A 17659-nucleotide genomic window follows, 5' to 3' on the forward strand; every position below is an offset into this window, starting at 1 on the left:
AGCCTCACTAACGCTTAGGAGTCTCCGATAAATCCCGATCCGGCATAAAGATGCAGGACCGGCAGTCCCAGCTTGTCCTGTGCCTGCGTGGCCCAGTCAGTGTGGAACGTGTCCGCGACGGCGTGCGGGCGCGTAATCACCACGGCCTGCCCGGCGCCGAGTTCCTTGACCCGGTCCACCATCGCCTCGACGGGCCCGCCGTTGATGATCTCGCCGGTCACGCCGCTGCCGAGGCCGGCCAGCGCAGCGAGCGAGACTGCCAGAGTTTCGGCGGCCTCGGCGCGTTCTTCTGCGGGGTCGGAGTGTGCCGTCAGTTCACGGAAGGCCTTGGAGATTTCCAGCAGGGAGAGGTTCTCCAGGAAGTCCACCAGCAGGTGCCGCTCCGTGCGGGCCGGAACCAGGACCACGAGCGGTGCATCACCGCCGGCCAGCAGGGATTCGATGTTGACGCGGTCGTCCGCGCCGAGGGGCTCTTCTGTCAAAATGACGATTGGATCACTCATGCCACCAGCCTAGTCGTGCGGAGCCCGGGCGTGCGCCGCTGGCTGCGCACGGGGCGCGGTGCCACGGAGGCTCCCGGGTGCGGCCGGATGCCACGGTAAGCGCAGAGTTCGGTAAGAATGGTGCCATGGCTTCCTCCCTCCGCCTCCTGCCGGATCCGCGCCGGATCACCGACGTCCGTGGACTGGCCAGCCGCGCTCCCGCCGCCGCCCCGGCCGAGGTATCGGTCAAGGGCAGTGCCAAATGGGCCCTCGCCGGGATCGTCGGTGGAAGTGCTGCGGCGGGCCTGCTGGCCGCCGGTTCCTCCGCCCTCGCCCTCTATTTCGCACGCCGCGTCATCACCCCGGCCAAGGTCAGGGAGGAGGACCAGGAAATTTTGGCGGTGATCCGCCGCGGGCAGGGATTCCAGGTCATTCTCGCCGCTACACCTGAGGCCACCGTGGAGGGGGTCTACGGATTGTTCTTCGACAGCGGCCGTGGGCACGCCCGCATCGGCCGCATCATCTCGTATTCCCCGGCGGAGCGGACGGTGCAGCGCGAGGTCGAGGCCGTCTACAGCGGCGATCTCAGCACGGCCCGCCGCGGCTACTGGAGCGGAGCGGCGTATCCGGATCCTGCCAGCATTGGCGTGTCCGCAGAAGACGTGGACATCGACGTTGACGGCGGCTCCGCCCCCGCGTGGCTGGTCCGTGCGCCACAGGAGTCCGGCGTCTGGGCCATCATGGTCCACGGCCGCGGCGCCAGCCGGCAGGAGTGCTTGCGGGCTGTACGGACTGCCCTGGACCTGGGCATGTCCAGCCTGCTGATCTCGTACCGCAATGACGGTCTCGCGCCCCTGGCGCAGGACGGTCGCTACGGCCTGGGTTCCACCGAATGGCGCGACGTTGAGGCTGCCATCGAATACGCCGTCGCCCACGGCGCCGGCGAAGTGGTGCTCTTTGGCTGGTCCATGGGCGGGGCCATTTGCCTCCAGACCGCCGACCTGTCCCGGCACCACACCCTGATCCGGGCCATGGTGCTGGACGCCCCGGTTATCAACTGGGTCAACGTGCTGGCGCACCACGCCGAACTCAACCGGATCCCGTCAGCGGTGGGCCAATACGGACAGCTGATGATGAGCCACACGCTGGGCCGCCGGCTGACCGGCCTTGCCGCGCCCGTGGATCTCAAGGCGATGGACTGGGTCTCCAGGGCGGTGGAGCTGCGGACGCCAACGCTGATCGTCCATAGTGTCGACGACGAATACGTCCCGTACGGCCCGTCCGCTGCATTGGCGGAAAAGAACCCGGACATGGTCACCTTTGAGGCCTTCGACCGGGCCCGGCATACCAAAGAATGGAATGTGGATCCTGACCGCTGGGAGCGGCTGGTCACGGCCTGGCTGGGGCGACAGCTCGCGCCCCGCCAGAATCCCGGCCAGTCCAATCCCGAAGTCCCTGTGCCCGCTTCAACCGGGGGGCAACCCGGCTAGTTCCTGCCGGTGCCAATCCGCGCCGTCGTGGCCTGGGTGAGCCGGATAAGTTCGGCCGGGCTCAGCTCGACGTCCAGCCCGCGCCGCCCGCCTGAGACCAATATCGTGGCCAGGGCCAGTGCGCTGTCATCTACCACAGTGGGGGAGGGGTGGCGTTGTCCGAGGGGCGAGATGCCGCCCAGCACGTAGCCGGTGCGGCGTTCGGCGATGGCCGGGTCCGCCATTGCCGCCTTCTTGCCGCGCAGGGCGGCGGCCATCGCCTTGAGATCCAGATTGCCGCTCACCGGTACGACGCCGACGGCGAGGCGGCCGTCGACGTCGACCATCAGGGTCTTGAATACCCTCCCCGGATCGATGCCGAGTAACTCCGCAGCTTCCAGCCCGTAGCTGGCCGCCGCGGGGTCATGGCTGTAGGGGTGGACGACAAAAGGAACCCCGGCGGCCGCCAACGCGGCGGTGGCCGGGGTTCCCTGTGACGCCTGCTTGCGTGCCATCGTGTCGGGGGGAGGGTGACCGGCGGCTGTCAGGCCTGCTGCGGCAAGGCAGCGACCTTGCGCTTGATCCGGCCCAACATCGCCGTCATCCCGCGCATTCGCAGCGGAGTGATGGCCCGGGTGAGGCCCAGCAGCTCCGGCATGTCATCCGGGACGGCCAGAATCTGCGCCGGGCTTAGACCGTCGAGACCCTCGTGCAACACGCTCGCGAAGCCGCGGGTGGTGGGGGCTTCAGGGGGCGCCTTGAAAAAGAGCCGGACGGCGCGGGCCGTGCCGCTGTCGGAAGGTTCCGTCTCAATGGTCAGGAACAGCGGCGACTGGCACTCCACCACCTGCTCCATCAGTTCCGGGTGGTCCTTGAGCCGGTCCGGGAGCTCCGGGAGTTCACGGGAGAACTCGAGCAGCAGCTGGAGCCGCTCGGGTTCGGTGACGGCCTGGAAGTCATCAACAATTTCCGCCAGGGCGGTGGGGAGGGCAGAAGTATTCATCACCTCCAGCTTACGCACGCGCACCGGTTGTGTCGTGGCCTGGCCGGCAGACGCCGCGTTAGTCGGCGGCCGGGACCGCGCCGCGTTCGGTGCCCTTGACGATCGGGACGCGGACCGCGTTGCCCCACTCGGTCCATGATCCGTCGTAGTTGCGGACAGAGTCGAAGCCCAGCAGGTACTTGAGCGCGAACCAGGTGTGGCTGGAACGTTCGCCGATGCGGCAGTAGGCCACAACGTCGTCGCCCTTTTTCAGGCCGGCCTCGCCGAGGTACAGGGCTTCGAGTTCAGGACGGGTGCGGTAGGTGCCGTCCTCGGCAGCGGCCCGGGCCCAGGGAATGGAGGCAGCGGTGGGAATGTGCCCGCCGCGCAGGGCGCCCTCCTCCGGGTAGGCCGGCATGTGCGTGCGCTGTCCGGTGTACTCCTCCGCAGAGCGGACGTCGATCAGCGGTTTGCCAAAGTGGGCCAGGACGTCGTCCTTGAAGGCGCGGATCGGTGCGTCATCGCGTTCGACGACGGGGTACTCACCCGGGGTGGGCGCAGGTTTGTCGGTGGTCATGGCACGGCCCTCGGCGATCCACTTGTCCCGTCCGCCGTCGAGCAGCCGGACGTCTGCGTGTCCGAACAGTTCGAAGACCCAGAGGGCGTACGCGGCCCACCAGTTCGACTTGTCGCCGTAGATCACCACGGTGCTGTCGCGGGAGATTCCCTTGGCCGCGGCGAGTGCGGCAAAGGCTGCGCCGTCGACGTAGTCGCGGGTGACCTCATCATTCAAATCCGTGTGCCAGTCGATCTTCGCCGCACCGGGTATGTGGCCCATCTCGTAGAGCAGAACGTCTTCGTCGGACTCCACCACCACGAGCTTGCCGTCGCTGAGGGCGCCGGACTCGATTGCGGCGGCCAGCCATTCCGTGGACACGAGGCGTTCGGGGTGGGCGTAGGCGGCGAACTTCTCGTTCTGCTCAACGGGGTAGGGCATGGAGGTGGCCTTTCACTGAAGCGGTCAGGAGGCCGGGCCGTCGAAGACAAAAATGCGGCGCCGGGCCTTCCTCCACCCTAGTCATGCCCCGCCGGGATTGTCCCGCGGGCTTCACACTGGGGAAATATGGCCTTGGTCACGTGCGGTTTACCCGGGCCTCCGGCCCCGACAGGGTCCCCGCGCTTTGCCGGTAGTCTTTTCAGGGACTAGAGACCAGCAGAACGGACCACCTTGGTACAGATCGAACAGCTCGCCGCCCGCACCCCGGCAGTGTCAGTGGATGAACTCCTCAACGGATTTTTTCCGTCGCCGCGCTTTGGTGAGGTGTCGTTTTCCAGCTACCGGCCGGACCCGGCGCAACCCAGCCAGGCCGCTGCGGTCAGGGCGCTTGAGGGATTCGCGTCCAACGTCGGTGCGGGCGACGGCGACGGGCTTTTCAAACGTTTCTTCGCCAAGAAGGACACCTCACGCGCCGGGATCTACCTTGACGGCGGCTTCGGGGTTGGCAAGACGCACCTGCTGGCTTCCCTGTGGCATGCCGCTCCGGGTCCCAAGGCGTTCGGTACATTCGTGGAATACACCAACCTGGTGGGGGCGCTGTCCTTCCGTAAAACAGTCGAAGCCCTGAGCCACTACAAACTGGTCTGCATCGACGAATTCGAACTTGATGATCCGGGCGACACCGTCCTGATGTCCCGGCTTATGCGCGAACTGGCCGACGCCGGCGTCAAGCTCGCAGCCACCTCCAACACCCTGCCGGGTTCCCTCGGCGACGGCCGCTTTGCCGCCGTCGACTTTGCCCGGGAGATCCAGGTGCTGGCGGACCAGTTCGACGTCGTCCGCATTGACGGCGAGGACTTCCGCCACCGCGGACTGCCCGCGGCGCCGCTGCCGCTGGCGAATGATCAGTTGACCCACCACATGCAGAATGAGTTTCACGGGAAGACCGTGGCGCGCGATGAATTCAGTACGCTGATCAATCATCTGGCCGGCGTCCACCCCAGCCGTTACCGCCAGATGCTGGACGGAATCGAGGGCGTGGTCTGGAAGAACGTGCACACCATCACCGAACAGGCCGTGGCACTGCGCTTCGTGGTGCTCGCGGACCGTCTTTATGACAAAGACGTGCCTATCCTGGCCAGCGGTGTGCCGTTCGACCAGCTCTTCACCGAGGAAATGATGACCGGCGGATACATGAAGAAATACTTCCGCGCCGTCTCGAGGCTCACAGCCTTGGCCCGCGAGGGCCAAAACCACGAGGCGTCCTGACGTTCCCGCTGCTTCTTTGAGTGCCGCTCAGGTTTGAGTGCCGCTCAGGGTCAGCCGGCGCTTAAATGCCGGAGGTGCCGGCGCCGCCTCTCGGCGGGACCGGCACCTCGCTGACGTATCTGGGTCAGAGGCCTGGCTGGCGGGGTTCCCCGGCTACGGGGGGTTCACCGGCTCCGGGAGTCTGATCGGCGACCGGGGCCGTGTTCGGCCGGTCGTTCGCTTTCTCCACGAAGCCGGAAGCGCCCCGCTGCACGGCATCGATCTTGCTGGCATGCTTTCCGCCGGTCTTAGAATCGACGAAATCACCGGCCTTCTGGATGCCGTCCTTGATGGCTTGTTCGTTGCCACCAATGATGTGCTGAGCCTTGCCCTTTAGATCGTCAAGTAAACCCACGGGCACCTCCCTTCGGTCGCGGAGCCAGATCGCTCCTAGCGCTATCAACCCTAGCGGGGGGCGGCAGGAGAGCCAAGGGTGTCCGCCCACAGGGTAATTAGGGGCGGGGCCGGACACCCGGCGTCCGGTAGCGAATAGAAACAAGAAAAGCAGCTCCGGAGGAGCTGCTTTCGTGGTGGGCGATACTGGGATCGAACCAGTGACCTCTTCCGTGTCAGGGAAGCGCGCTACCGCTGCGCCAATCGCCCGCAACCGGAAGGATCCGGAGTGGAGTTGTAAGTAAATAAGAGAGCGGACGACGAGATTCGAACTCGCGACATCCACCTTGGCAAGGTGGTGCTCTACCAGCTGAGCTACGTCCGCATTTTGTTCCATACCGGCCGGGCCGGTGGTACTGCATCAAGCAAGATGCCTCGCTTTAGTGGGCGATACTGGGATCGAACCAGTGACCTCTTCCGTGTCAGGGAAGCGCGCTACCGCTGCGCCAATCGCCCCTTGCATCCGACAGTAGCCGGAAACCAGGGTTTTCACCGAGGTGGGTACGGGATTCGAACCCGTGTATACGGCTTTGCAGGCCGCTGCCTCGCCTCTCGGCCAACCCACCGTGTAAGTAGGATTCCGGAGAACCATACCGTGACAGTGTCCTGCGAGCGGACGACGAGATTCGAACTCGCGACATCCACCTTGGCAAGGTGGTGCTCTACCAGCTGAGCTACGTCCGCAGTATTGTCGGCAATTCGCTGCCACAATCGGCATTTCCTCGCGTTCCAACGAGTAAGAACTCTATAGGAGGTTCAGGGAACTTACAAATCGCATCAGCCCCACTGCCTCCGTCGGTGCCTGCATCCCTGTGTTCTAGGGGTTTTCTCTAATTACAGCCTTGTAATTTCCCCTGCTTTTTCTTGCACGGTTGGCGCGCGCCCGACGCCGCGGCTGCGGACGCTACGCCGGCCCCCGGCGGCCCAGTGAGGTTCCAGCTAGTTCCCGCGGCGGGCTCGATTTCTCAATTGCGCCGGGTGTGGGCTAGCATTCAATGGCATTGGGGCGATTGGCGCAGTGGTAGCGCGCTTCGTTCACACCGAAGAGGTCACTGGTTCGAACCCAGTATCGCCCACCCAATTCATGGTCCGTTCCGCTCACTGAGCGGAACGGACCATTGTTTTTCCACTGTGTTTTGTACTGTGTTTTTCCACTGTCACACCCCCGTGAAAGAGTTTTGCCATGACCGCCCCACTTCTTGCCCACGCCACAGACTACGGCCGGATGTATGCGCGCTCCACGTCAGAGCAGTTCTCCGTACCTTCCATCACCACGGTGATCGGGCAGCAGCCCCACGGGTTGGACGGCTGGTTCGGGTACATGGGAGCGAACAGCCTGGCCCAGGATCCGACGCTTCCTGGCATCCTCGGCAGTCCGGCGAAAGTCCGCCAGGCGGTGAGCCGAGCGGCTAAAGCAGCGGAGACCTACCGTGACGATGCCGCGAAGCGTGGTGACCGGGTGCATAACTACTGTGAGCAGGTTGCGCTGCGGGCCCTGGGGTGTCCGCACCAGATGAAGGAAACCCGGGAGGCCCTGGCCGCCAACGGAGAAGAAGCTTTTGCTGCGCGTTTCGACGAGTGGTGGGAGCTTTTCCAGGTGGAGCCGATCGCACCGGAAATCACGGTCTGGAATAAGACTGTCGGCTATGCCGGGACCCTTGACCTCGTGGCCAGGATCAACGGCCGGACCTGCCTGATCGACTACAAGACCAAGGGCACCAGCCGGGACGGCACGGTTAAACCGCTGGATGACAAGGTGGTTATGCAGCTCGTCGCCGGCATGAAGGCCGAGGAAAGCCTGGTGGATCCGGTAGCAGGGGAGTGGGAAGCCTGGCAGCACGGCGAATCGCCAATTCTGCTGGCCGTTGCTATCGGACAAACGGAGGTGCGGCCGCTGCGGGCCAACCCCGAAGTCCTGAAACACCACTGGTGGAAGTTTTGCGCCCTGCGCCGCGTCTGGGAGATGTCTGCGGATACCACAGCCGCCGGAACCGCTTTGCTCCCGCTGTTGCCGCCGCCCATCACCCGCTAAGTACCGCCAAACGACTATCACGCAGGGGCCGTCGCGGTCAGGGACCGTCGCCGGTCAAGCCTTGGTACTCATTCATCCGGCCTGCGCCTGCGCCGCCCGGCGTGTAAGGCCACCTCGGATCCAGCGTTATTCCGACACCCCCACGGAGTTACCTAGCGGGCGTCGTTAGCTTGCGGTGTTGAGGTGTGTGGGGTGGAAGTAGTGGTTTCGTTGGGGTTTTTGGCGTGGGTCGACGTGGGGTGGGGGGATGAACCAGGGGATGCCGGTGCGGAGGTGGATGGTCCAGTGTTCTTTGTGGATGATGTGGTGGTGGTGTGAGCACAGCAGGACTCCGTTGTCTGTGCCGGTGGTTCCTCCGCGGGACCAGTAGGTGATGTGGTGCGCTTCGCACCAGGGGGCCGGGATGGTGCAGCCGGGGAAGGCGCATCCTTGGTCGCGGGCGGTGAGGGCTTTGCGGATGTGCGGTGGGAAGATCCGGGTGGCCCGGCCGATGTCCAGGACCCTGCCTTCGCTGCCGAGCAGGACCGGGATGATGTCCGCGTCGCAGGCGATCTTCCGCGCGGTCGAGGCGGTGACGGGCCCGGTGAACAGCATCGCCCCCGTATGCGCCGCTGTTCCTCCGGAGAGGGAGCCCTTCCCGCACGCAGTGCCGTTCCGGGACTCGGAGCCGTTGAGGGGCTCGGTTCCGTTGAGGGGTTCGGAGCTGTTGTCGGTCTCGGTGTCGTTGAGGGGCTCGGGGCCGTTGCCGGTTTCGTCGGTCCGGCGCAGGCGGGCCAGGAGGTCGCGGTAGTCGATGGTGACCATGACCTGGGGTCGCAGCCCGCCGGTGGCGGGCAGCAGCCCGGTGGTGAGCGCTACTTTGCAGGCACCGACGAGCCCGTCGAGGTGTTTCTGTGGCCGTGAGCGCAAATCCAGCACAACACCACCACCACGGCCACCATCGCAGGCACCATCACTGCCACCATCACTGCCGCCATCGCAGGCGCCATCACCGGGGCTGGTGCTGGTGCCCGGGAGCGCCCAGTCCAAGGTGCTGCCGACGCTGCCGGCCGGGGCGGTTGTGGTGGGTGGTGTGGGCGGGGTGCGGGGGTTCGTGGCGGTGTTCATGACTGTGAGGAGGTGTTCGAACTGTTCGGTGGTCGCGAAGATTTCCAGGTGTTCGAGTCCGTGGCGGGGTTTGCGGAGGAACACGCCCTGGAGTTGGCGCAGGAGCTCCTCGGAGGGTTCGGCGCCGTCCTGATCGATCGCGTCCACCCAGCTCCGGGCGACGCGGGCAAGGAAATCTGGGTCGTTCTCGGCGGCCGTTTGGGTCAGGGCGTGTTCCATCCGGTCCCGGGTGTCCGTGTCGCAGAGGTGCCGTACCCGGTCCAGGGCCAGGCTGATGGTGCCCGCGGGCCGGGACGCGATGTTCCCGGCGGCGACCGCGGCACCGAGTTCGGCGTGCACGGCAGGTAAGGGTTCGCTGGTGAAGCCCTGCCGGGGCAGCAGGTCCCCGGACAGGGACAGCCGGCGCCGGGCCTCCGCGGCGCTGATCCGTAACCGGGCCCGCAGGAATTCCCCGGTGTTCCGGTACCCGTCATCCACACCACACCCGACGTCGGCAGCGAACCCAGCCGCGCCCGCGTCCCCGGCCGAGTCGGCTGGGCGGGGCGAGCCAGCATCCCCGATCCAGCCGGCCGAGCCAGCATCCCCGATCCAGCCGGCCGAGTCGCCTGGGCGGGGCGAGCCAGCATCCCCGATCCAGCCGGCCGAGTCGGCCGAGTCGGCCGGGCCGGCCGGGAATGCCGTGGCTGCGGCCGTGGCGGGGGAGCGTGTGGTTTCGCGCCAGCCGGTGGTCCAGGAACTTGCCCGCTTCGCGGCGGTAGCTGCGGACTGCTTCCGGGTCCGGTCCACGGCGGCGGCCGCCACGAGCTGCAGGTACTCCACGACCCGGGAGGCTTCCTCCACCGTCCCGGCGAAATCAGAGGCGGCCTGCAACCCCAGCAACGCCGCATCCCCGACCGCCGTCAAACTCACAGCCCTAAGCGTGGCCAGAGCCTCACCCAATCCGGCCGTCTCCGGCTCCGGTGCCCCGGACCCGGCAGCACCGCAGTCTGTGCCGGGCTCCGCGCCCCGGCTCAAGTCCTGAAACTCGATGAAATCCCTGCTGACTTCCACACGTTTATTGTCTCTCGGGGCTACGACAATAAACCGATTCCGTCCTCTGCCTACCGAAGTGAGCCAGACGTTCTTTGCCGCCCGCGCCCGAACCGGGTCCCCGCGCCCGAGCGGCCCGCGCCCGAACCGGGTCCCCGCGCCCGAGCCGCCCGCGCCCGAACCGGGTCCCGCGCCCGAGCCGCCCGCGCCCGAGCCGCCCGCGCCCGAACCGGGGCGCCCGAGCCGCGCCCGGCGCCTCCAGTGGAACCTTAGACGGCCACCCCACTCCAATTCCCGGGGGCGTCCTGCCCGGTGTCCGGTGTGCAACTAAACTGGACTGGATCCCGTCGCCGCCAACTCTAAGGACAGATTGCACATGGCCATTTTGAATATCCGCATCATCGGCGATCCTGTGCTGCGCACAGTTGCTGATCCCGTGACGGATTTCGGGCCTGAGCTGGCGAAGCTTGTTGCCGATATGACCGAAACCATGGAGGACGTGGACGGCGCAGGTTTGGCCGCGCCCCAGGTCGGTGTCAGCCAGCGGGTTTTCACCTACCGCATTCGTGGCGTCGAGGGGCACATCATCAACCCGGTGCTGGAAAACAGCGGGGACTTCCAGCCCGACGAAGTGGAGGGCTGCCTCTCCATTCCCGGCCTCGGCTTCCCCGTCCGCCGGCACCGGCACACCCGCGTCACCGGCGTGGACATGCACGGCAACCCCGTTGAAGTGGATGGCGAAGGCATGTTGGCACGGGCGTTCCAGCATGAAACGGACCACCTCAACGGCGTTCTCTTCACGGACCGGCTGGAAGGTGAGGACCGGAAGGCTGCACTGCGCGCCATCCGGAACGCCAACTACGACTCAATTGCCGAGCAGACGACGGCGAAGCGCGCCCGGACGGTCGGCACCAGCTTCGGCTCCTTCGGTAACACCCCGTGAGGGTTCTCTTCGCCGGGACGCCCGCCGTGGCCGTTCCGTCCCTGGACGCGCTGGTTGCCGCCGGATTCGACGTCGTCGCCGTCCTGACCCGGCCGGATGCGCCGATTGGACGCAAACGGGTGCTGGCGCCGTCGCCCGTTGCGGCCCGGGCTGCGGAGTTGGGCATCAGAATCATCCATGCCGCGAAGGTCGACGCCGCGGTGACCGCCGAGATCGCAGACGCTGCTCCCGATGTCGCTGCCATCGTGGCCTACGGCGGCCTTATTCCCCGGCCAGCCCTGGATGTTCCGCCCCACGGCTGGATCAACCTGCACTTCTCACTGCTGCCGGCCTGGCGGGGCGCTGCGCCAGTGCAGCGGTCTCTGATCGCCGGAGATGATGTCACCGGCGCTGTCACCTTTCTGTTGGAGGAGGGTCTGGACACCGGGCCGGTCTTCGGCACACTGACTGAGGCTGTCAGGCCCGACGACACCGCTGGCGCTCTGCTGGAGCGCCTTTCCCACACCGGTGCGGTGCTGCTGACCCAGACGCTGTCCGCGGTCGACGCCGGCAAGGCCGCCGCTGTGCCGCAACTGGGCGAGGTCAGCGTGGCCCCGAAACTCACTCTTGACGACGGCCGGCTGGACTGGCAACAGCCCGCCCTGGCGATAGGGCGGCGCGCCCGTGGGGTCACCCCCGAACCCGGTGCGTGGACCACCCTGGACGGCCAGCGGATCAAGCTGGAACCGGTCGTTCTGCGACCGGGTGGACCGGGGCTGGAACCCGGGCAGCTTGCCCTGGACGGCAAGAGCGTGTTGGTGGGAACCGGCTCACACCCGGTTGAACTTACCCGGATCCAGCCAGCAGGCAAAAAAATGATGTCCGCCGCCGACTGGGCGCGCGGACAGTCAACACTTGAAAGCGTGGTATTTGAATGAGCGAGTCCGGGACGAGCGGCCGGGGCAACGGCCCCAAACGCGGCGGGTCAAGCGGTCAGCGCGGTGCCGGCGGAGCGGCCGGACAGGGCGGCGGCGGCCGGGATGGCAGCTTTCGCAACGCGCAGGGCCGGGAACGCAACCGGGGACCACAGCGCGGTTTCACCGAAAACGCCCCCTCCCAGCGCACCCGCAGGGCCGATCCCGCCCGGCTGGTAGCCTTCGAAGTTTTGCGTGCCGTCGCGGCCGATGACGCCTACGCCAACCTCGTCCTGCCTGCCCGCATCCGGCACCACGGCCTGGACAAACGCGACGCCGGCTTCGCTACGGAACTAAGCTACGGCGCGCTGCGCGGCCAAGGAACTTACGACGCCGTTCTGGCCCGTTGCGTGGACCGGCCGCTGGATCAGTTGGATCCGGCTGTCCTCGACGCGCTCCGGATCGGCGTCCACCAGCTGCTGGCGATGCGCGTGCCAGCCCACGCTGCTTTGGACCAGACCGTCGGTTTGGCCCGCGCGGTGATTGGCGCCGGCCCGTCGGCTCTCATTAATGCTGTACTGCGCAAGGTGTCCGCCCATACCCTCGAGGAATGGCTGGACCTGCTGCTGGCCGAAGAGACGGACGAAACCACCAAAGCCGCCATCCGTTACGCGCACCCGGAATGGATCGTCCGGGCGCTGAGGCAGTCCCTGGTGGCCCACGGCCGTCCGGTCAGCGAAATCAGTGATCTTCTGGAGGCGGACAACGCCGCGCCTGTGGTCAACCTCGTCGCGCTGCCCGGGCTCGGGAGCCTGGACGAAGCCCTGGACGGCGGTGCCACGCCCGGCGAACTCGTCGAAGGTTCTGCGCTCTCCAGCGGCGGTGACCTCGGGAGGCTCACGTCCGTCCGAGAAGGCACCACCCGCGTCCAGGACGTCGGCTCCCAGCTTGTGGCCCGCGCCCTGGCGGCTGTAGACCTCCGTGCCAGTGCCGGAGCGCGTGCCCGCACCGGCACGGACCCGGCCGCCGAGCGTTGGCTGGACATGTGCGCCGGCCCGGGAGGTAAGGCTGCGCTGCTCGGCGCCCTCGCCCGGGAGCAGGGCGCCACGCTGTTGGCCAACGAGCCCGCACCGCACCGGGCCAAACTGGTCCGGCAGGCGCTCGCGGCTGTGCCGCACGAGGTCTGGCATGTGCGGACCGGCGACGGCCGCGACGTGGGCACGGAGATGCCGGAGAGTTTCGACCGTGTGCTCGTCGATGCACCCTGTACCGGGCTTGGCGCACTTCGACGCCGCCCGGAGTCCCGGTGGCGCCGGACTCCCAAGGACTTGACGGACCTTGGTCCGCTCCAGCGTGAGCTGCTCAAGTCCGCACTGGCGGCCGTGAAGCCCGGCGGTGTGGTGGCCTACGTGACCTGCTCACCGCACCCTGCGGAAACTACCGCCGTCGTCAGCGATGTGCTGCGCAAACGCGAGGACCTGGAATTGCTCGATGCCGGATCTGTGCTGGACAGCGTCAGCCTCACCGGCCATCTCGACGCCGGTCACGAGCTCACCGCCCAGCTCTGGCCGCACGTGCACCGGACGGACGCCATGTTCCTGGCGCTCATCCACAAAAAGGCCTGATGGCAAGGGAATACTGAACACTGAACGTCCGCGACCTCGCTGGGATATCTCAGCAGAACAACAAGGAATTCCACATGGCCACGTGCTGTATCAACCCGAGCATTCTCTCCGCCGACTTCGCCAACCTCGAATCCGAACTCCGCAGAATTGCCACTGCGGATGCGGTGCACGTCGATGTCATGGACAACCACTTTGTGCCGAATCTTTCGCTCGGGTTGCCCGTGGTGGCGCGCCTGCAGGAGATCAGCCCGGTGCCGCTGGATGTTCATCTCATGATCGAGCACGCGGACCGCTGGGCCCCCGCCTACGCCGACGCCGGAGTTTCCTCCGTGACGTTCCACGCCGAGGCGTCCAACGCACCAATCAAGCTCGCGCGGGAGCTCCGGGCCCGCGGTGCCAAGGCGGGCCTGGCACTGCGGCCGGGCAGTGCCGTGGAGCCGTTCCTGGATATGCTCGGCGAGCTGGACATGCTGCTGATCATGACCGTGGAGCCGGGCTTCGGCGGCCAGGAATTCCTTGACCTCACGCTGCCTAAGATCCGCCGGGCCCGCGCAGCCATTGACGCGTCCGGTCTGGACCTGGCGCTGCAGGTCGACGGTGGTATCACCGAGGACACCATCCAACGTGCCGCGGACGCCGGTGCCAACGTCTTTGTGGCCGGCTCTGCGGTCTATGGTGCCGAGGATCCAGCCGAGGCAATCGGAAGGCTCCGCGCTGCCGGCCAGCGCCGGTAGCGCTACTCCGGCAGGAGGCCTGCCGCAACATCCAGCAGAGGGGAATAGCCAACGCTGCCCGACAGTTGTGCCAGAATAGCAACACACATACGTGCTCCGGGGTCGGTGTAAGTCCGAACCGGCGGTTATAGTCCGCGACCCGCGAGCCGGCGCTTCCCTCGGGAGGACTGCCGGCAGACGGTTGAACCGGTGGAACTCCGGTACCGACAGTTAAAGTCTGGATGAGAGAAGCACGTACAGCTGTTACTGCGGTGCCCTTGCGGCGCCGCGGAAGGTCGCTGTCGTATACCCCGGGGCCATCGCGGCTTTTACGGGAAGGAACGACACGTACCCATGTACTCTTTGCGATGGCTCACCACCTCCAGGGATTCCGATCATCCGGTGGCAGGTTGATGAGCAGCAAATACTCCACCCCCGTGGCTGGCAACGAGTCCGCTGCGCTGGCGGATGCAACGTTCAGCCCGGCCGAGGCCGCCGCCATGAACGCAGCTCTCGCCGCTGCCCTGCAGGGTCCGCGCGGTGCGAACCCGCTGGTTGGCGCCGTGGTGATCGCCGCTGACGGAACCGGGATTGCCACCGGTTACCACCGGGGTGCGGGCACCGCCCACGCGGAAGCCGACGCTATCGATCGCGCCGCGGCCGCCGGCCACAACCTGGCCGGCACCACCATGGTGGTCACACTGGAACCGTGCAACCACTGCGGGCGTACAGGTCCCTGCGCGCAGGCCATCATCGCGGCCGGCATCACGGACGTTATCTACGCTGTAGATGATCCGCACGATCCCGCGGCGGGCGGCGCCGCCACCCTCCGTGCCGCGGGCGTCCGCGTCCGCTCCGGACTTGGCGCCAACTCCGCACTGGACATGAACCGGCGCTGGTTCGACGCCGTCGCAGCCTCGCGGCCGTTTGTCACCCTGCACATTGCCCAGACCCTCGACAGCCGCATTGCGGCGACTGACGGCTCCAGCCAGTGGATTTCCAGCCCGGAATCGCTCGCTGACAACCACGCCCTGCGTGGCCGGATCGACGCGATCCTGGTTGGAACCCAGACGGTCCTGATTGACAACCCCCGGCTCACAGCCCGCGGTGCCGACGGCAAACCCGCCGGCAGCCAGCCGCTGCGCGTCGTGATGGGCTACCGGGGGATTCCCAACGGCGCCGCCATCCACGGTGACGACGGCAAGGTCCTGCACCTGCCCACGCGGAATCCCCGGGAGGCGCTGGAGGAGCTGTTCTCCGCCGGCGTCCGCCACGTCATGGTGGAAGGCGGCTCCCGGATCCTCAGTGCCTTCCTTGCCGCCGGGCTTGTGGATGAACTCATCGTTTACCTTGCCCCGACCCTTCTGGGTTCCGGAACCCCCGCACTTGAGGACCTCGGCATCACCACCCTGGCCGACGCGCAGCAGTGGGAGTGGGATGCCGCCGCCGGCGGGGCCGTGCAAATGCTCGGCCGCGATCTTCGCCTGCACTTGCGTCCGGCCCACGCAGCGCCCACCAAGACCCCAGCCGTTTCAACCCCGTCCCGTCCAGGCGCGGACACTGCCGCAGGAGGCAATTGATGTTTACCGGAATTATCGCCGAACAGGGACAGGTGCTGTCCGTTGACCGCCATGGTGACGTCAGCGCCACCGTCCGGCTCCACGCTCCCGGCAGCACCGAGGGACTGGCCCTCGGCGGCTCCATCGCCGTCAACGGCGTCTGCCTCACAGCCACGGAAATCGAGGGCAAGGACTTCACCGTCGACGTCATGGGCGAAACTCTCACCCGCAGCACCATTGGCGAACTCGTTCCCGGCGCCCCCGTCAACCTCGAACGCTGCGTTCAGGCCGGCGGACGGCTCGACGGGCACGTCGTCCAGGGCCACGTCGACGGCGTCGGGCAGCTGCTCGAGCGGGAGGCGCTGGGCAACTGGGACCGGCTCCGGTTCGGCGTTCCCACCGGACTGGCCCGCTACATTGCGGAGAAGGGATCCATCGCCGTCGACGGCGTCTCGCTGACCGTGACGGCGGTGAGCCCGGCAGCCGAACCGGCGCCGTGGTTTGAAGTAGGGCTGATCCCCACCACCCTCGCCGAGACCGGGCTCGGCGCGAAGACACCCGGCAGCCGGGTGAATCTCGAGGTGGACGTCCTGGCGAAGTACACTGAGCGTTTGCTCGCATTTTCAGCTGCGGCAGCCGGGGGAGCAACAAGCGGGGAGGGGGCAGCAGCGTGAACAACGTCAAGGACATTCCTGCCCGCCACGCCCTTCGCACCGACGTTGCCGACACCGCGCTGCCCGTCGACGTGGCATCCGATGCCGTCATTCCGCCGGCGGGCCTGGACCGGGTCGAGGACGCCGTCCGTGCCATTGCCGCCGGCCGGCCGGTCCTGGTGGTGGACAACGAGGACCGTGAGAATGAGGGCGACATCATCTTCGCCGCCCAGCACGCCACGCCGGCACTGATGGGTTGGACCATCAGGTACAGCTCAGGCGTCATCTGCGTCCCTCTCGACGCCGGGCGCGCCGACGCCCTCGCGCTGCCGCCGATGGTCGCTATCAACCAGGATGCCAAAGGCACGGCCTACACCGTGTCCTGTGACGCCGCCCATGGCATCAGCACCGGCATCTCGGCCACCGACCGCGCCCTCACAGCCCGGGTCCTCGCCGATCCGGCCAGCCAGCCGCCGGCGTTGACCCGCCCCGGGCATGTTTTTCCGCTCCGCGCCGTTAAGGGAGGAGTGCGGGAACGTCCCGGCCACACCGAAGCAGCTGTGGAATTGTGCCGAATGGCCGGACTCCAGCCCGTGGGCGTGATTGCAGAAGTGGTGTACGACAACGGAGAAATGATGCGGGTTGACGGACTGCGCGGCTTTGCCGCCGAGCACAGCTGCCCGCTGATCTCGATTGCGGATCTGGTGGCATACCTCGACGCCGGCGAACCCGGCAATGCAACGGATCCCGCGTGATGGAGGAGAAAAGATGACGACGTCGGAAGCTCAGGAACACCGGTCAGGCGAACGCCGGCCGCACCCGGTCGCCGCTGGACCGATCGTCCAACTGCCCACTGCCTTCGGTGACTTTGTGGCACAGGCCTGGACCGACCTCGCCACCGGTGCCGAGCACCTGGCGGTCAGCTCACCGCTGCCGCAGGTCGAAGGACTGGCGCCGCTGGTCCGTCTCCATTCGGAGTGCCTCACCGGTGACGTGTTCGGATCCTACCGCTGCGACTGCGGTGAACAGCTCGCCTATGCGCTGGAAATGATCAACGAGTTCGGCGGGACACTGTTGTACCTGCGCGGCCAGGAGGGACGCGGAATTGGCCTGGCCAACAAAATGAAGGCGTACGCGCTGCAGGAAGCCGGCTTCGACACGGTGGAGGCCAACGAACAGCTTGGCCTGCCGGTGGACGCCCGCAGCTACCAGGCAGCGGCCCAGATCCTCGCCGACATGGGACTCCACGAAGTCCGCCTGTTGAGCAATAACCCGGACAAGCAGGACCGGCTGGCCCGGGCCGGCGTCCGGGTTGTGGAGATGGTGCCCACCGAGGTTCCCTCCCGCGAGCAGAACATCCGGTACCTGCAGACCAAGAAGGACCGGATGGACCACCGCCTGGTTCTGGACATGGAACCTGTGGCGCCGGCTGCCGGCTCGCTGGGATTCGACCCCGTCCCGGAATAAGCCATCC

At 66.8% G+C, this 17659-nt stretch carries 17 protein-coding genes, 6 tRNA genes and 1 riboswitch; of the genes, 12 read left to right on the top strand and 11 right to left on the bottom strand.

Annotation, left to right across the window (positions count from 1 at the left end):
• Positions 1-14: 14 nt before the first annotated feature.
• Positions 15-503 (bottom strand): hypothetical protein, encoded by a 489-nt coding sequence (locus RCH15_RS10485; RefSeq protein ID WP_326960611.1) that lies wholly within the window; start codon positions 501-503, stop codon positions 15-17.
• Positions 504-628: 125 nt separating this feature from the next.
• Here RCH15_RS10485 and RCH15_RS10490 point away from each other — a divergent pair, with 125 nt between their 5' ends.
• Entirely contained in the window at positions 629-1972 is a 1344-nt protein-coding gene (locus tag RCH15_RS10490; protein ID WP_326960612.1) for an alpha/beta hydrolase family protein, read from the top strand.
• On the opposite strand, the gene ybaK is transcribed toward RCH15_RS10490, so the two are convergent.
• The 3 genes from ybaK to RCH15_RS10505 are packed head-to-tail and all read right to left on the bottom strand — an operon-like array spanning position 1969 to position 3930.
• Positions 1969-2466: a Cys-tRNA(Pro) deacylase gene (gene ybaK, locus RCH15_RS10495; protein ID WP_326960613.1), complete on the bottom strand. Its 498-nt coding sequence runs from the start codon at positions 2464-2466 to the stop codon at positions 1969-1971. The two genes, RCH15_RS10490 and ybaK, sit on opposite strands and share 4 nt — an antisense overlap.
• 29 nt (positions 2467-2495) lie before the next feature.
• Positions 2496-2954 (bottom strand): SufE family protein, encoded by a 459-nt coding sequence (locus RCH15_RS10500; protein ID WP_326960614.1) that lies wholly within the window; start codon positions 2952-2954, stop codon positions 2496-2498.
• Positions 2955-3012: 58 nt separating this feature from the next.
• A complete protein-coding gene (locus RCH15_RS10505; protein ID WP_326960615.1) occupies positions 3013-3930 on the bottom strand; it encodes a sulfurtransferase in 918 nt (305 codons plus the stop codon).
• Between the two features lie 231 nt (positions 3931-4161).
• On the opposite strand from RCH15_RS10505, the gene zapE reads away from it, so the two are divergent.
• The gene (gene zapE, locus RCH15_RS10510) at positions 4162-5199 is read left to right on the top strand and encodes a cell division protein ZapE (RefSeq protein ID WP_326960616.1); all 1038 of its coding nucleotides are present in this window, start codon (positions 4162-4164) and stop codon (positions 5197-5199) included.
• 124 nt (positions 5200-5323) lie between these two features.
• Here the strand turns inward: zapE and RCH15_RS10515 are convergent, their stop codons facing one another.
• From RCH15_RS10515 to RCH15_RS10540, 6 genes are all read right to left on the bottom strand, one after another.
• On the bottom strand, positions 5324-5593 hold the full coding sequence (locus tag RCH15_RS10515; RefSeq protein ID WP_326960617.1) for an antitoxin: 270 nt from the start codon (positions 5591-5593) through the stop codon (positions 5324-5326).
• A gap of 173 nt (positions 5594-5766) precedes the next feature.
• Positions 5767-5841 (bottom strand) — tRNA-Val (locus tag RCH15_RS10520).
• Positions 5842-5883: 42 nt separating this feature from the next.
• A tRNA-Gly gene (locus tag RCH15_RS10525) sits at positions 5884-5956 on the bottom strand.
• Positions 5957-6015: 59 nt separating this feature from the next.
• Positions 6016-6087: transfer RNA gene (locus tag RCH15_RS10530), tRNA-Val, on the bottom strand.
• 39 nt (positions 6088-6126) lie between these two features.
• A tRNA-Cys gene (locus RCH15_RS10535) sits at positions 6127-6197 on the bottom strand.
• 45 nt (positions 6198-6242) lie between these two features.
• A tRNA-Gly gene (locus RCH15_RS10540) sits at positions 6243-6315 on the bottom strand.
• 320 nt (positions 6316-6635) lie between these two features.
• Here RCH15_RS10540 and RCH15_RS10545 point away from each other — a divergent pair.
• Both RCH15_RS10545 and RCH15_RS10550 read left to right on the top strand, forming a co-directional pair.
• A tRNA-Val gene (locus RCH15_RS10545) sits at positions 6636-6707 on the top strand.
• Positions 6708-6814: 107 nt separating this feature from the next.
• Complete coding sequence (locus RCH15_RS10550) at positions 6815-7663, top strand: cytochrome (RefSeq protein ID WP_326960618.1); 849 nt, start codon at positions 6815-6817, stop codon at positions 7661-7663.
• A gap of 165 nt (positions 7664-7828) precedes the next feature.
• Here the strand turns inward: RCH15_RS10550 and RCH15_RS10555 are convergent, their stop codons facing one another.
• Entirely contained in the window at positions 7829-9679 is a 1851-nt protein-coding gene (locus RCH15_RS10555) for an HNH endonuclease (RefSeq protein WP_326960619.1), read from the bottom strand.
• 496 nt (positions 9680-10175) lie between these two features.
• Between RCH15_RS10555 and def the strand changes: the two genes are divergently transcribed.
• The 8 genes from def to ribA all read left to right on the top strand — a co-directional run bounded on the left by def (position 10176) and on the right by ribA (position 17652).
• The gene (gene def / locus RCH15_RS10560) at positions 10176-10742 is read left to right on the top strand and encodes a peptide deformylase (RefSeq protein WP_326960620.1); all 567 of its coding nucleotides are present in this window, start codon (positions 10176-10178) and stop codon (positions 10740-10742) included.
• On the top strand, positions 10739-11659 hold the full coding sequence (fmt, locus tag RCH15_RS10565) for a methionyl-tRNA formyltransferase (RefSeq protein WP_326960621.1): 921 nt from the start codon (positions 10739-10741) through the stop codon (positions 11657-11659). Before def ends, fmt begins: the two co-directional genes overlap by 4 nt.
• Positions 11656-13260 carry an RsmB/NOP family class I SAM-dependent RNA methyltransferase gene (locus RCH15_RS10570; protein ID WP_326960622.1) on the top strand — a complete coding sequence of 535 codons (1605 nt, stop codon included), beginning with the start codon at positions 11656-11658 and terminating at the stop codon, positions 13258-13260. The genes fmt and RCH15_RS10570 overlap by 4 nt, the downstream gene beginning before the upstream one ends.
• 74 nt (positions 13261-13334) lie before the next feature.
• Positions 13335-13994, top strand: a complete 660-nt coding sequence (gene rpe / locus RCH15_RS10575; RefSeq protein WP_326960623.1) for a ribulose-phosphate 3-epimerase — start codon at positions 13335-13337, stop codon at positions 13992-13994.
• Between the two features lie 87 nt (positions 13995-14081).
• Positions 14082-14232: riboswitch (FMN riboswitch) on the top strand.
• A 154-nt stretch (positions 14233-14386) separates the two neighbouring features.
• On the top strand, positions 14387-15553 hold the full coding sequence (gene ribD / locus RCH15_RS10580; RefSeq protein ID WP_409017145.1) for a bifunctional diaminohydroxyphosphoribosylaminopyrimidine deaminase/5-amino-6-(5-phosphoribosylamino)uracil reductase RibD: 1167 nt from the start codon (positions 14387-14389) through the stop codon (positions 15551-15553).
• The gene (locus RCH15_RS10585; RefSeq protein WP_326960624.1) at positions 15553-16206 is read left to right on the top strand and encodes a riboflavin synthase; all 654 of its coding nucleotides are present in this window, start codon (positions 15553-15555) and stop codon (positions 16204-16206) included. Before ribD ends, RCH15_RS10585 begins: the two co-directional genes overlap by 1 nt.
• Before the next feature lie 59 nt (positions 16207-16265).
• Positions 16266-16940, top strand: coding sequence for a 3,4-dihydroxy-2-butanone-4-phosphate synthase (gene ribB, locus RCH15_RS10590; protein ID WP_326960708.1), 675 nt, complete (start codon positions 16266-16268; stop codon positions 16938-16940).
• Positions 16941-16953: 13 nt separating this feature from the next.
• On the top strand, positions 16954-17652 hold the full coding sequence (gene ribA / locus RCH15_RS10595) for a GTP cyclohydrolase II (protein ID WP_326960625.1): 699 nt from the start codon (positions 16954-16956) through the stop codon (positions 17650-17652).
• The last annotated feature ends 7 nt before the right edge of the window (positions 17653-17659 follow it).

It is taken from the genome of Arthrobacter sp. MP_M4 (assembly GCF_035984855.1).
Classification (GTDB): domain Bacteria; phylum Actinomycetota; class Actinomycetes; order Actinomycetales; family Micrococcaceae; genus Arthrobacter.

Bases quoted from the DNA above. Each gene is read 5' to 3' on its own strand.
- RCH15_RS10505 (WP_326960615.1), bottom strand. From the start codon at position 3,930: ATGCCCTACCCCGTTGAGCAGAACGAGAAGTTCGCCGCCTACGCCCAC.
- def (WP_326960620.1), top strand. From the start codon at position 10,176: ATGGCCATTTTGAATATCCGCATCATCGGCGATCCTGTGCTGCGCACA.
- ribA (WP_326960625.1), top strand. From the start codon at position 16,954: ATGACGACGTCGGAAGCTCAGGAACACCGGTCAGGCGAACGCCGGCCG.
- RCH15_RS10500 (WP_326960614.1), bottom strand. From the start codon at position 2,954: ATGAATACTTCTGCCCTCCCCACCGCCCTGGCGGAAATTGTTGATGAC.
- rpe (WP_326960623.1), top strand. From the start codon at position 13,335: ATGGCCACGTGCTGTATCAACCCGAGCATTCTCTCCGCCGACTTCGCC.
- ribD (WP_409017145.1), top strand. From the start codon at position 14,387: ATGAGCAGCAAATACTCCACCCCCGTGGCTGGCAACGAGTCCGCTGCG.
- RCH15_RS10485 (WP_326960611.1), bottom strand. From the start codon at position 503: ATGAGTGATCCAATCGTCATTTTGACAGAAGAGCCCCTCGGCGCGGAC.
- RCH15_RS10490 (WP_326960612.1), top strand. From the start codon at position 629: ATGGCTTCCTCCCTCCGCCTCCTGCCGGATCCGCGCCGGATCACCGAC.
- RCH15_RS10550 (WP_326960618.1), top strand. From the start codon at position 6,815: ATGACCGCCCCACTTCTTGCCCACGCCACAGACTACGGCCGGATGTAT.
- RCH15_RS10570 (WP_326960622.1), top strand. From the start codon at position 11,656: ATGAGCGAGTCCGGGACGAGCGGCCGGGGCAACGGCCCCAAACGCGGC.
- ybaK (WP_326960613.1), bottom strand. From the start codon at position 2,466: ATGGCACGCAAGCAGGCGTCACAGGGAACCCCGGCCACCGCCGCGTTG.
- RCH15_RS10585 (WP_326960624.1), top strand. From the start codon at position 15,553: ATGTTTACCGGAATTATCGCCGAACAGGGACAGGTGCTGTCCGTTGAC.